Origin of the sequence: Polaribacter sp. P097 (assembly GCF_036864555.1) — a bacterium.
Classification (GTDB): domain Bacteria; phylum Bacteroidota; class Bacteroidia; order Flavobacteriales; family Flavobacteriaceae; genus Polaribacter.
In genome coordinates this window covers 1,541,536-1,555,431 of the sequence record NZ_JAZETJ010000001.1, presented here as the reverse complement: position 1 = coordinate 1,555,431, position 13,896 = coordinate 1,541,536, and the positions used below count along the sequence as shown (strand labels likewise).

Sequence of the window (13,896 nt, the reverse complement as noted above, 5' to 3'; positions counted from 1 at the left end):
TTAAGTATTTGGGTCTTCTTTAAATACTTTAAGAATATTTAAAATCAAGATACAGAAAACTACCCAAATAAACCCTGCTACAAATCCGCCAACGATATCCGAAGGAAAATGTACACCTAGATAAATTCTACTTACTCCTATACTTAAAATAAGCAGCAATAAAACTGTAACTAAAGCAAACTTTAATAATTTACTAATTTTAAATGTTAAGATTAAATAAATTAGAAAACCATAAAAGGCCATTGCTGTCATTGCATGGCCACTAGGATAACTTAAAGTTTTAACCGTAACTAAATGCTCTAACGTTGGTCTTTCTCTATTAATAATTTCCTTTAAAATTAAATTAGAACTTAATGCTAAAACTAAGATCGATGACAATTGTAATACATACTTCCAGTTTTTAAAAAACAAGTAAAACAAAAAGGAACAAATAGAAAACACTACTAAATAGCCTAAAGCATCACCAACATCTGTAACAAATTTAAAATAAGTTGTTAGAGCATCTGTTCTAAAACTAGTTACATATTCGCTTACAACTGTATCAAAATCAGCCAATAAATCTGTATGTAAATTACGAGTTAGTTTCAAGAAAAACTTAATACCTAAAACAACTACTAAAAGTGTAACAACAACTGTAATTATATATGGAATTTTACCATCGTATTTTTTAAATTTCTGAGATAGAAATTCCTTAAATTTTGATATAAATAATTTAAGTTGTTTGTACATAAAAATAAATTGTTTTTAGCAATGTCATCAAAAATGGTCTGTTAAATCTAACTTCATAACTGGTAAAAATCTGTTGTTCACTGAGCTTTCTTTTTGATTTATTACCACAAATCCTTTCGATTTATAAAATGCTTCTGCATTAGGATCTGCCAACAAAGTTATTGTTTTTACATTTAAGGTAATAGACTTAAAAATAGCATGCTGAAGTAACTGATTCCCAAATCCTTTACCAATAAAGTTTGGTTTTACAAATAAAAATTCGAGTTCAACATTCTTGTTTTTGGGTTTATTTAAGATATAGAAACCCACTGTTTCTTCATGATTTAAAACTTTAAAGCAATGCAAGTTTTCAATCATAGTTTTGGTTACAGTTAAATCTGCTTTCCAACTCCTCAATAATTCTGATGAATACCCCCAAAATGATTTAGATTCTATTGCAATACTTGTAAGTAATTGAGCATCTAAAGCAGTTGCTTTCACAATCATTCTACTTACCTCTAAGCATTCTAATTTTTAAATTTAATGCTGCAAAAAGTAGTGTGGTAAATGGACTTAACCAATTGAAAATCGCATACACAAAATACTCTCCTACTCCAACTCCTAAAACTCCAGATTGATAAGCTCCACAAGTATTCCATGGAATTAAAACAGAGGTTACAGTACCAGAATCTTCTAAAGTTCTACTTAAGTTTTCTGGTGCTAAGCCTTTATCTTCGTACGCTTGTTTAAACATTTTACCTGGTATTACTAATGCTAAATATTGATCTGAAGCAACAATATTTAAACCCAAACAACTAACTACTGTACTTGCAAACAATCCAAAAACAGAAGAGGCAATTGAAAGTAAACTTTTGGTTATTTTTGCTAAAGCACCTATAGCATCCATAATACCACCAAAAACCATTGCACAGACAATAAGAAAAATTGTCCAAAGCATTCCATTCATTCCACCTGCTGCAAATAGCTCTGTAAGTTTTTCATCATCCGTTTCAATTTGAGTATCAGTTAAAATAGAGTTTATAATGGTTTGAAACTTTGAGTCAGACAGGCCCTCTAAAACATCTCCCTGAAAAATAAATGCAAAAATTGCAGCTAAAATAACTCCAACCCCTAAAGCAACTAAAGGTTTTGTTTTCATTAAAATCATTGCAATAACAGCCACAGGTACAATAAATAATAGTGGAGTAATGTTAAATGTATTGTCTATAGAAACTAATAAATTACTTATATCTGCGCTACCTGAAGTATCTATAGTACCACTTAATATTGCAAATACGACTAGGGTTATAACAATTGTTGGCACAGTTGTATACCCCATATATTTAATATGGGTAAATAAATCTGTACCAGCCATTGCAGGCGCCAAATTCGTTGTATCTGATAAAGGAGACATTTTATCTCCAAAATAGGCCCCAGATATTACAGCTCCAGCAATCATTCCTGGAGGTATACCCAATGCACTACCAATACCAATTAGTGCAATACCAACTGTTGCAGAAGTAGTCCAAGAACTACCTGTTGCTATCGAAATTATTGCAGCAATAATTACTGAAGCAGGTAAAAATACTGCAGGACTTAATACTTGCAAACCATAATAAACCATTGCTGGAATAATACCACTTACTAACCAAGAGCCTGCTAAAGCACCAACTAAAAATAAAATTAATATTGGTACAAAAACACTTTTCCAATTTTCCCAAACTTCTGCTGCCATTCTAGAAATGGTTACTTTATTAAAGAAACCAACTATTGCAGATACTAAACCTCCTATTAATAAAATAAATTGATTGGTATATGCTCCAAACCACTCTTGCCCTTCTACAAAAAAGATATTATAAGCCAATAAGCCCATTAAAATTACAACCGGAATTAAAGATTCAAATAAACTTAACTCTTTGTTTTCAACAATTTTCTGATCATTAATTTCTATCTCAGAAAGGTTTTTATTCTCTTGCATATAATATAAATTCTACTGTAATGTTACGATTTTACAGAATGCTATGCAAATCAAATTGGTTCACGTATTTTTGTAAATATGGATTCATTAACTCAGATTATTTTAGGCGCTGCTTGTGGTGAAGCTGTACTTGGCAAAAAAATTGGAAACAAAGCACTTTTATTTGGTGCAATTGGAGGTACAATCCCAGATTTAGACGTTTTTATTGGAAAATGGATTTACTGCAATGAAATTCAAGCTATGGCGTTTCATAGAGGATTTATGCACAGTATTCTCTTTGCCATTGTTGGCTGTTTCCTTTTTGGATGGCTTACCTATAAACTCTACAATACTTCGAAAAGAAAAGGAACAACTGAACTTAAAGATTGGGTTTTACTTTTCTTCTGGGCAATATTAACACATCCTATTTTAGATTGTTTTACACCTTATGGTACACAATTATTTGCGCCATTTTCTAATTATCGAGTTGCATTCAATACTATTTCTGTGGCAGATCCTTTATACACAGTACCATTTTTAATTTGTATGATCATCCTTATGTTTTATAACAGAACAAAGACCAAAAGAAAATGGTGGTTAAAGGCTGGGGTTTTTATTAGTTCTTTGTATTTAGTCTTCACTGTATTTAATAAGTTTTATATAGATAATGTTTTTAAAAACTCTTTTGAAAAACAAGGAATAGACATCACTAGATTTTCTGCACAACCCACAATTCTAAATAATATTTTATGGTATGCTGTAGCAGAAACGAAAGAGCAATACCACTTAACTTTTTATTCTTTATTAGATAAAAAATCAATTAGTGATAAGTTTATTACTTTAGATAAAAGCCCATCACTAATTGACATGACCGATAAAAATTTACAAACCTTAGCTTGGTTTAGCAATCAATATTATGACATAAGTAAAAAGGATAAAATTGGTACTTATAAATATGTCGATTTACGTTACCCAATGTTAAATCCTGATGATTTGAATTCATCAATTTTTAATTTTACCCTATACAATGAAAATAACGAATGGGATATTTTACCTTTTGATGGAAACCCACCAAATAAAGAAGATTTTGCAACTTTTATTGAACGCCTAAAAGGAATTTAATATTACAAAACACCCACTTCTTTCATACAGTTTTTCATCATTTGATAAGTACGTTCAATATTATTATCTAAACCAATTGAAAAACGAATTAAACCATCTGAAAGCCCCATTTCTTTCTGCTCATCTTCAGGTATTTCCGAAGATGTAGAACTACCTGGAGCTGAAAATAACGTTTTGTAAAAACCAAGACTTACTGCCAAATACCCAAGGTTTTTTTCTTGCATTAACTCCATTAAAGTATTTGCTTTTTCTAATGATCCAACATCAATAGTTAGCATACCTCCAAAACCATATTCTTTGTTCATCATTGTTTTAAATAAATCATGTGAAGAATGTGATGCTAAACCAGGATACACCGTTTTTAAACCATCATCTTGAAACTTTTCTGCTAAATAGTGAGCGTTTTTACTATGTTGTTTCATTCTAATATGAAGAGTTCTCATATTTTTTAATATAGAAGAAGCTCGCAAACTATCCATAGTAGAACCTAACAACATACAAGCGCCATCGTTTACATTTCTTAAATCATTAATAAATTCTTGTGTACCACAAACTACACCACCAACAGTATCTGAAGAGCCATTAATGAATTTTGTTAAACTATGTATTACAATATCTGCACCTAGTTTTACTGGTGAAATTGATAATGGAGAAAATGTATTATCTACCACCAATTTTAAATTGTATTTTTTAGCTAAAGCTGATAATCCTTTAATATCTGCAACCTCAAGCAGCGGATTACTCACAGATTCGCAATACAAAACTTTGGTGTTTTTAGTGATTGCAGCCTCTACAACATCTAGCTTTGTAATATCTACGAAAGTAGTATCTATAGCTAATTTCGGAGTAAAGTTTTTTAGAAACGCATAAGTACCTCCATAAATAGTTCTACTAGAAATAATATGATCATTTGCGCCACACAATTGTAGTAAAACAGGTGTAATTGCACCCATTCCTGAAGCAGTAACATTTGCTGTTTCTGTACATTCCATAGCCGCTAAAGCTTCACCCAAATATAAATTAGATGGTGTTGAATGACGTGAGTATAAATAACAGCCATCTGCATTACCTTCAAAAGTATCGAACATGGTTTTTGCTGATAAAAACGTGTAAGTAGATGAATCTGAAATAGAAGGATTTACACCCCCAAATTCTCCAAAATATTGTAAGTCTTGTATTTTATCTGCTGGATTATAGTTCATAATTGTATTCTTTATTTTTACACAAATTAACCTATAAGCAGAATAATAATCAACAAATACTTTTAATTATAGTTTTTTTTACTATTAATTATAATTAAAATAGTTTTAATATCTTTCAAACTTATTAAAACCATCCATTTTTAGAAAAAATTACCATCCATGCAATTAGATGTTATCGATAAAAAACTAATAAACCTGTTACAAAACAATAGCAAACAAACAACCAAACAGTTATCTATTGCCTTAAATTTATCTGTAACTGCTGTTTATGAGCGAATTAAAAAACTTGAAAAAGAAGGTGTTATAGAGAAATACGTAGCAATCATAGACAAGAACAAAATAGAAAAGTCCTTTTTAGTTTTTTGTCACGTAAAACTGATACAGCACACCAAAGAAAATGTAACCACCTTTGAAAGAGAAATTCTGAAACTAGAAGAAGTGTCTGAATGTTTCCATGTAAGTGGAGAGTATGACTATATTTTAAAAGTATACGTAAAAGATATGGAACAATACAGAACATTTATGGTTACCAAATTAACTGCCATTAAATATATTGGCAGCACTCATAGTACATTTGCCATAGAAAAAGTTAAAAATACAACAGCTATTTTCTTATAATAAAAAACCCAAAACATTACGTTTTGGGTTTTAATTTACTCTTGAATTGTACCTAAGATTTTACAAGTACAATTTTCTCTGTTTCTTTTTTTACAAGTTTGCTATAAAAGTCTTTTAATGCTTGGTAATATTGAGGTGGAACCATTGAACTATTTACTTGCAATAAAGACACCAACTTAATCTTGTTGCCCCCATTTATTACTTGATACTTAAAAAAACCTAAATTGTCTGGTAATGCAATTGCCAATTGTTCAGGCACAGTTTCTATTGCATATCCATTAGGAATTTGTATGGTTACTTTGTTCGTTTCTTTAAATGCAGAAGTAAAATCTACAGGATATTTTCTTTCCTCTAACTTAAATGGATTACTACGTTTTGTTAAAAATAAAGAAGGCTCTATATATAATTTATTACCTATCGTTTCTAATAAATCTTCTGAGGTGAACTTTACGTTTCTAACAACTGGTTTGGCTAAATTATCTTGATTTACCAATTTAAAATCATCAACTTCTAGATTATTGTTTTCTTCAAACCTTTCTATTAAATCTTCATCTTTAATATGATTGTATCTAATTCTAAATCTCTGAGCGTCAAAATTATCGAAAATAGTTCTTGTAAATCCAGTTACTTCTAATTCATCAGAAATTTTAACCATAATCATATTCTCTTCTGCAGCGTGTTTAGATGAATTTAAATTTACCCAAGTAGATTCACCTGTTTTTGTAACCAATCTACCATTCCAATTTAAAGCTCTAGCAGGTAATTGATTTGGCATGCTATAAGGCTCTGTTGCATCTAATAACACCATAGAATTATCTGCTAATTTTATTCCTGAAACTACATAATCAAATCCCTTAATAGTAGGAAAAAGTGGTACACCATTTCCTTTAGAACTTACTAACACAGGATTTGCATTTAAACCTGCATAACGCAACATAGAAGTAAGCATCAAATTTATTTCTGCAGAATTACCTGTTTTATCTAGGTAAGCTTTTCTAACACCATCATTTGTATATTTACTGGTGTAACCATTCCATTTAATATTAGATTTCACATATTGAAATATCATTGCCAGTTTTTCTAGATTTACATTAGAATTAGCAATTAAAGCATCTATGTCTTTCTTATAATAATTGGTTTTTTCTAACTCTTTACCAAAAGCGTCAGATTTATAAATTTGCTTTGTAACATCATCCCAAGATTTAGAAAAACTTTTAGGAATAGAGTTTGGAAACTTCGTACCAACTAACTCATATTTAACTCCTCCTCTATATGCATATGCACTACCTACATAAGGTTCGTTATCTTTTAAAGCTGGAATATTTTCAGCTTTGTATGTAGAACTATTAAAAGCCATATCTATTTCATTATTGTCATATGTACTACCAACAGTTGTTCCTCCAGGACCAGCTTCTCTAGTTATGGTTCTTACTTTATTTCTAATTGTAATACTCCCATTTCTTACAGTTTCGACTGGTGAAATTAAATAATAACCTTTGTTCTTTTTCGCAAAAATTAACCATTCAGGAGTTTCTACTTCTATAGACAATTTTTTTACTGGTATTCCATACTGAAACTGTAAATCATCTACAATTTCTGTATAAGGAGATGTCATTGTATATTTCAATTCAATTACAGAACCTTCTTTCAAATTTGGAAATGTAATACGTTTTACATGCCTAAATTTACTGGTAGTTTCATCGAAGATGTACTTTTTAGACACCTTATCTTCAACTATTTTACCTTTTTCATTTAAGTTGTAAGTAACTGCTTTGATAGATGAAATTCTTTCTGATTTTCCACTCTCTGGTCTTACATAAGGCAATTTAAATGTTGCAAAATCAAAACCTTCTTTTGTATATAATTTTACTCTTAGATAAACTTCATTTATAACTTCAAAACCAGTATTGTTGCCATAATTAAAGTAAGTTTTTCTTTTTTTATACAAATAGGCTGCATCAGCAGTTGAGTCTAATGGATAAAATTCTTCTTGAAGTTCGTCTTTAGAGACCTTACCAAATTCATAATTTTGGGCATGAAAAGAAACCTGACTTATTAAAATAAGTCCGAATATTATTTTTTTAATCATCATTGTTTTTTGGTTAATATAATTCTTAAATTTTCTGATTTTGCAATTTTTTTTCTAAAAGCACGATAAGCCTTATAGTCTTCTTTAGGGTATACACCCTCCCTAATCTCTATTTCCTTTATATAAGTAAAAGTATTTTTATCTATAACTTTAAAAGTGATTTTATAACTACCAAACTTAGAATTAACCTCAATGTTTGCAGGCTCATAATTGAGTGTAAAATTCGATGGCAGTTTAAATGTAATAGAATCTAAATCTTTGTAACCTCTATCAATTTCTAGAGGCATTTTACGATTTCTGTATCTTTTAGGCACAAAGCTTTCTCTGTTTAAAATATTAACCCTGAAAATGTAATCGTTGTTATTTATTGTTGCAAAATCATTGATAGTTATTTTAAGTGCCTCAACAAATTCAACTTTTTCTTTATTATTTTCGAGCTCTGCTTTATCGATTTGAAGATTGTTGTTATAGTTCCAAACTCTGGTTTTATAATGTTTCTTTAATTCGTTTTCAGTTAGGTTATCATAGTAACTTTTATCATCATACTGCAAACCTTGAGATGTTCTTTTAAAATCCGCCTTTATAGTACCATTTTCTTGCAAATCTATTTGACCAGAAATGGTTTGTAGATTATTCTGATTTTTATAAACAGCTGTTTTTTTGATAATACCTCCTTCAGGTGTTATCACCAAAACATTTCTGTCGTTCGTAAAATCTCCTAAGAAACCAAAAGGTATGGTTTGATTTGTACATTCTAACCAAACATCTTTACCATCAATAGGTATATTTAGAATGGCGTGATTACCTTGTAAAGAAGAAAAATCTTTATCTATATCTCTTTTATCTTTGGCATAAACCAAGGTATAATAAGATTTTACATCAACAACATCTAACAACGCTTTTGTGTAATTTGTAAGACCTTTACAATCACCATAACCAACCTCATCTACTTTATTAGCGGCTATAGGTTCCCAACCACCTATACCAACTTGAACACTTATATAGCGTGTTTTATCTTGCATGTATTGGTATACAATTTTTGCCTTTTCTAGTGGCGATGTTGCATTTTTAGTCAGTTCTAAAATTTTTGCTTTGGTAGTTTCATTTATAAAATCTCTACCATCAATTAAAGAACTATGCATCCACTTGCCAAATTCTTTCCAATTTGTAGCTTCCCCAAAAACACCTTTTAAATAAAATTTATCTAGAGCAACCTTAGCTATAGGTAAAATTTTTAGCGAGGAAATAGAATTGCGTTCGTAGTCCAGCGCTTTTTGATTTTGAAGTGAAAAACGTATTTCTGTTTCAGTTTTATTTTTTTCTATCTCAAAGTTATCAAAGTTAGCTTCTTTTACCCTCCAAGGAATTTGAGTAGGATTTTTAATGGTATAACTACTATTTTCTACTGATAAATAATACCCATTTACAGGAACCCACCAGGGAATAAAACCTGTTGTTGAAGTTCTATATTCTGTTTCAAAAACTAAGGTGTAAGGATAAGAAATTGGTGTATGCCTAACGTATTTTACTTTAGAGTCTGAATATAAAGAACCACCATCTACAGCACTTACATCTGTAAAATCTCTTTCTTTATATTTCTTAATTTCATTACCAAAAGCATCATAAATAATGGCTGACAGGTTTGTAATTTTAGTATCCTCATCATAACTTTCAGAAATTCTAGCATCTGAATCTCCTAACTTATTTAAAACTGTAACAACATATTTTTTGGAGTAAACCAACTCATTAATGCTTTCAATATTAATGCTTGTGCTACTGTTTCTAACAACAGCGTTTGCATCTTCTCTAAGTTCAATAGGAATTGAATAAGCAGTATATAATTGGTTTTGAGAAAAACTAATAAAAGACCATACCAACAAGAAGTATGTAATTTTAGGGGATTTTGAAATCATTAAAGCAATTTATTGACCCCAAAATAAACAAAAAACCCAAAACATTACGTTTTGGGTTAAAAAAAATTATTTTTTTCTGTTTTATGCTTTTGTTTTTACCACAAAAGACATTTCCATATCATCATTGATAAACTTATCTTTTAAATCGTCAAAGAAAGATTTAGAACCATACTTTACATTAAATTCAGCTCTGTCAATCATAAATGTTTCACTCTCTAAAGTAGTAACGCCATTTGCTGTAGACATCATTGCAGGAATAGTAACACTTTTAGTTACATCTTTAATTGTTAAGTTACCAGTAACATGTACTTTATTACCTTCTTTCTTTTTAACATTCGTAATTACAAATTTAGAGGTTGGGTATGTTGCAACATCAAAGAAATCAGCACTAGTTAAATGCCCTCTTAATTTTGCATTACCTTCATTATCGGCAGGAATGTCTTCTACTTTAATAGTGGTCATGTCTATCGTAAATTCACCAGCTTTAAGAGATCCATCTTCAATTAATAAATCTGCATCTTGCATAGCTACAGTTCCATTATGAGAACCTGTTGGCTTATAACCTTTCCAAGTAATCATAGAGGTTGATAAATCTACATTATTAAGCTCTGCCACATTTACTTCTACTTCTTTAGCTTCTTTTGTTTCTACAACTTCTTTTTTTTCATTTTTACAAGCAGTTAATACTGATGCAATAACTACTAAGGATACTACTAATTTTTTCATGGTTTTTTATTTTGAAATTATTTTCCATGGCAAATATATAACAATTTATTTTCCTTGGAAACTATTTTTAATAAAATTAATTTATTTTTAGAAACCTCTACTGTTTGAATCAATGATTATAGTAACTGGCCCATCATTTAGCAAACGGACTTTCATATTTGCTCCAAACTCACCAGTTTGCACCTTTTTACAAATCTCTTGCTCCAATTTTGCTACAAATTTTTCATAAAGTGGTATTGCCATTTCTGGTTTAGAAGCTTTAATATAACTAGGTCTATTGCCCTTTTTTGTATTGGCATATAAAGTAAATTGACTAACAACAATAACCTCTGCACTGATGTCTTTAAGCGATAAATTCATGACTTGATTTTCATCGTTAAAGATTCTTAAGTTGGCTGTTTTTCTTACTAAATACTCAATATCTTCTATGGTATCATCATCTGTAATACCCAAAAGAATAAGTAACCCTTTTTCAATTTCTGCTACCTTATTTTGATTGATGGTAACACTTGCCTCAGAAACTCTTTGAACGACTACTCTCATAGCACCTAATCATCTTCTTCGTTCCAAACATCTGTTCTAAAATGTTCTGTTTCTTCTTCTCCTTCTAAAATTTGCAAATAACTTCTGTACCTAGACCAAGAAATTTCTTCTTCCTCTAAGGCTTCTTTTACAGCACAATGTGGTTCTTTTAAATGAAGGCAATCATTAAATTTACAATATTGCTTTAGCGCAAAAAATTCTGGAAAGTAATCTCCAAGTTCGTACTTATCCATATCAACAACGCCAAAACCTTTAATACCAGGTGTATCTATTATTTTTGCATTGAAACTTAAATCGAACATTTCTGCAAAAGTCGTAGTATGTTGCCCTTGTTTATGCTGACCTGAAATTTCTTGAGTTTTTAGATCTAAATTAGGTTCTATTGCATTTACTAACGTTGATTTACCTACTCCTGAATGGCCAACAAACATAGAAGTTTTACCTACCATTAAATCTTTTAATACATCAACATTTATATTTTCTGTTGCTGAAACTTCTAAACAAGTATAACCTATGGCTTCATATATATCTTTAAGATATAGTATTTCTGCTCGTTCTTCAATTTCGTAAGAATCAATCTTATTAAAAATTAAAACCGTTTCAATTCTATAAGCTCTTGTAGTTACTAAAAACCTATCTATAAAAGCGGTTAAAGTTGGTGGATTATTAATAGTGATCAGTAAAAAAACCAAATCGATATTTGCAGCAATTATATGAGTTTGCTTGGATAGATTTACAGATTTACGAACAATAAAATTTTCTCTATCTAGAATTTTCTTTATAACTCCTATTTCTTCATCACCCTTCTTTTCAAGGTCAAAAACTACTTTATCTCCAACAGCAATTGGATTAGTACTTTTTATACCTTTAATTCTAAATTTACCTTTAATTCTACATTGATGAAATTGGCCATCATCAGACTTTACAAAATACCAACTTCCTGTAGATTTATATACAATACCTGTCATTACTACAAAGATGCAGAATTAAAATCGATTTAAAAAAATAAGCCACAAATCCTTAAAGAATTTGTGGCTTATTAATATTAAATTCTAAGTATTATCCTTTAATAATACTTTCTTGATGATTGATTGATTCTTGATGAATTGCTTTAAACATTCTTAAAACAAACTCTTCACTTAATCCTTTTTCTTGACCTTCTAGAATCATGTTCCCTAAAATCTCATTCCATCTTCTAGATTGTAAAACAGCCACATTTTGCTCTTTCTTTAACTCACCAATTTGATCCGCAACTTTCATACGTTTACCTAACAAATCTATTAATTGACCATCAACAACATTAATTTGAGCACGCAAATTTTCTAACGAATCTCTATAAGTAGAATCTGTTTCTGTTTGCTTTCTAATTTTTAGATCTTGCATAATCTGCTTTAATTTAGTTGGTGTTACTTGTTGTGCAGCATCTGACCAAGCATTTTCTGGATCCCAGTGTGTTTCTATCATTAAACCGTCAAAATTTAAATCTAAAGCAGTTTGAGATACGTCAAAAATCATTTCTCTGTTCCCTGTAATATGAGAAGGATCGCAAATTAATGGTAAATCTGGAAACCTATTTTTAAATTCAATTGCTATTTGCCATTCAGGAACATTTCTATATTTAGATTTTTCATATGTAGAAAAACCTCTATGAATTGCACCTAAATTTTTAATATCGGCAGTGTATAATCTTTCAATTCCACCTAACCATAAAGCCAAGTCTGGATTAATTGGGTTTTTTACCAAAACAATTTTATCAGTGCCTTGTAAAGCATCTGCTAATTCTTGCATGATAAAAGGAGAAACTGCTGTTCTTGCACCAATCCATAATAAATCTACATCATTCTCTAAAGCCAACTTAACATGAGCTGCATTTGCAACTTCTGTACAGGTTTTCATACCTGTTTCTTCTTTTACTTTCTTTAACCATTTTAAACCTAAAGCTCCTACTCCTTCAAAATTTCCTGGTCTAGTTCTTGGTTTCCAAATTCCTGCTCTATAATAGTTTACATCAGAATCTTTTAATTCATGTGCAATTTTTAAAACTTGTTCTTCAGTTTCTGCACTACAAGGCCCTGCTATTACTAGTGGATGATCTAACTTCATATCATCCAACCATGTTCTTAATGCTGCTGTATTCTTCATTTTTCTATTAATTGTGGCGATTTATTTTATGCCGTTTAAAATTTGTTTTATATAATTTGTATTCTCCATTTCGTTAAAAATTTCAGAGAAATTATCTTGTTGCATCAACTCTTTAAACTGTTGTAAATTGTTAATGTATTCTTCTAACGTTTCGATTACGTTATCTTTATTTTGTTTAAAAATTGGTGTCCACATTGCTGGGCTACTTTTTGCTAAACGCACAGTAGACTCGAAACCTGAACCTGCCATATCAAAAATATCGCGTTCGTTTTTTTCTTTATTGATTACTGTTTTTCCTAACATAAATGCGCTTATGTGAGATAGGTGCGAAACATACGCAATATGCTTATCATGAGAAACTGGGTCCATGTAACGAATACGCATTCCAATTGCTCTAAAAAGTTCTAAAGCTTTCTCTTGAAGTTTAAAAGTTGTTTTTTCTACTTCACAAATTATGTTGGTTTTCCCTTTATATAAGCCAGATATTGCTGCTTTTGGCCCTGAATTTTCTGTACCAGCAATTGGATGAGCTGCTAAAAAATTTCTTCTTTTTTGATGATGTTCAACTTCTTTACAAATTGCTTCTTTTGTAGAACCTGCATCAACAACTAAAGTATTATCGCCTATTTTATCTAAAACTGTTGGTAATAATTTAACTGTAGCATCTACAGGAATGGCTACAATTACTAAATCTGCATTTTCTAAATCGTCTAAAGTAGCTTTTCTATCAATTACACCTAAAGCCAAAGATTCATCTAAATACCCTTCATTAGTATCTATACCATAAACTATAGCAGCAGGATTTTCCTTTCTTATATCAATAGCAAAACTACCACCAATTAAACCAACACCAATAATATAAATAACATTCATAAT

General features: G+C 30.2%; 13 protein-coding genes. 2 read left to right on the top strand and 11 right to left on the bottom strand.

Going from position 1 to position 13,896, the window contains the following annotated elements; all coding sequences use genetic code 11:
• The 3 genes from V7R38_RS07125 to nhaC are packed head-to-tail and all read right to left on the bottom strand — an operon-like array spanning position 1 to position 2,686.
• A complete protein-coding gene (locus V7R38_RS07125; protein WP_334057034.1) occupies positions 1 to 729 on the bottom strand; it encodes a phosphatase PAP2 family protein in 729 nt (242 codons plus the stop codon).
• Positions 730 to 756: 27 nt separating this feature from the next.
• Entirely contained in the window at positions 757 to 1,215 is a 459-nt protein-coding gene (locus V7R38_RS07120) for a GNAT family N-acetyltransferase (protein ID WP_334057032.1), read from the bottom strand.
• Between the two features lies 1 nt (position 1,216).
• Positions 1,217 to 2,686 carry a Na+/H+ antiporter NhaC gene (gene nhaC / locus V7R38_RS07115; RefSeq protein ID WP_334057030.1) on the bottom strand — a complete coding sequence of 490 codons (1,470 nt, stop codon included), beginning with the start codon at positions 2,684 to 2,686 and terminating at the stop codon, positions 1,217 to 1,219.
• Positions 2,687 to 2,764: 78 nt separating this feature from the next.
• On the opposite strand from nhaC, the gene V7R38_RS07110 reads away from it, so the two are divergent.
• On the top strand, positions 2,765 to 3,787 hold the full coding sequence (locus tag V7R38_RS07110) for a metal-dependent hydrolase (RefSeq protein WP_334057028.1): 1,023 nt from the start codon (positions 2,765 to 2,767) through the stop codon (positions 3,785 to 3,787).
• Between the two features lie 2 nt (positions 3,788 to 3,789).
• Here V7R38_RS07110 and V7R38_RS07105 read toward each other — a convergent pair whose 3' ends face one another.
• The gene (locus tag V7R38_RS07105) at positions 3,790 to 4,989 is read right to left on the bottom strand and encodes an aminotransferase class I/II-fold pyridoxal phosphate-dependent enzyme (RefSeq protein WP_334057026.1); all 1,200 of its coding nucleotides are present in this window, start codon (positions 4,987 to 4,989) and stop codon (positions 3,790 to 3,792) included.
• A 159-nt stretch (positions 4,990 to 5,148) separates the two neighbouring features.
• Between V7R38_RS07105 and V7R38_RS07100 the strand changes: the two genes are divergently transcribed.
• On the top strand, positions 5,149 to 5,607 hold the full coding sequence (locus V7R38_RS07100) for an Lrp/AsnC family transcriptional regulator (protein WP_334057024.1): 459 nt from the start codon (positions 5,149 to 5,151) through the stop codon (positions 5,605 to 5,607).
• Positions 5,608 to 5,659: 52 nt separating this feature from the next.
• On the opposite strand, the gene V7R38_RS07095 is transcribed toward V7R38_RS07100, so the two are convergent.
• The 7 genes from V7R38_RS07095 to V7R38_RS07065 all read right to left on the bottom strand — a co-directional run bounded on the left by V7R38_RS07095 (position 5,660) and on the right by V7R38_RS07065 (position 13,893).
• Positions 5,660 to 7,696 carry a DUF3857 domain-containing protein gene (locus V7R38_RS07095; RefSeq protein WP_334057022.1) on the bottom strand — a complete coding sequence of 679 codons (2,037 nt, stop codon included), beginning with the start codon at positions 7,694 to 7,696 and terminating at the stop codon, positions 5,660 to 5,662.
• Positions 7,696 to 9,609, bottom strand: coding sequence for a DUF3857 domain-containing protein (locus tag V7R38_RS07090; RefSeq protein ID WP_334057020.1), 1,914 nt, complete (start codon positions 9,607 to 9,609; stop codon positions 7,696 to 7,698). The genes V7R38_RS07095 and V7R38_RS07090 overlap by 1 nt, the downstream gene beginning before the upstream one ends.
• 81 nt (positions 9,610 to 9,690) lie before the next feature.
• Positions 9,691 to 10,335, bottom strand: coding sequence for a YceI family protein (locus V7R38_RS07085; RefSeq protein ID WP_334057018.1), 645 nt, complete (start codon positions 10,333 to 10,335; stop codon positions 9,691 to 9,693).
• Positions 10,336 to 10,422: 87 nt separating this feature from the next.
• Positions 10,423 to 10,878 carry a D-aminoacyl-tRNA deacylase gene (gene dtd, locus V7R38_RS07080; protein WP_334057016.1) on the bottom strand — a complete coding sequence of 152 codons (456 nt, stop codon included), beginning with the start codon at positions 10,876 to 10,878 and terminating at the stop codon, positions 10,423 to 10,425.
• 5 nt (positions 10,879 to 10,883) lie between these two features.
• Positions 10,884 to 11,846 (bottom strand): ribosome small subunit-dependent GTPase A, encoded by a 963-nt coding sequence (rsgA, locus tag V7R38_RS07075; RefSeq protein WP_334057014.1) that lies wholly within the window; start codon positions 11,844 to 11,846, stop codon positions 10,884 to 10,886.
• Between the two features lie 91 nt (positions 11,847 to 11,937).
• Positions 11,938 to 13,020, bottom strand: a complete 1,083-nt coding sequence (locus V7R38_RS07070; RefSeq protein WP_334057012.1) for a bifunctional 3-deoxy-7-phosphoheptulonate synthase/chorismate mutase type II — start codon at positions 13,018 to 13,020, stop codon at positions 11,938 to 11,940.
• Positions 13,021 to 13,041: 21 nt separating this feature from the next.
• The gene (locus tag V7R38_RS07065; RefSeq protein ID WP_334057011.1) at positions 13,042 to 13,893 is read right to left on the bottom strand and encodes a prephenate dehydrogenase; all 852 of its coding nucleotides are present in this window, start codon (positions 13,891 to 13,893) and stop codon (positions 13,042 to 13,044) included.
• Between the last annotated feature and the right edge of the window lie 3 nt (positions 13,894 to 13,896).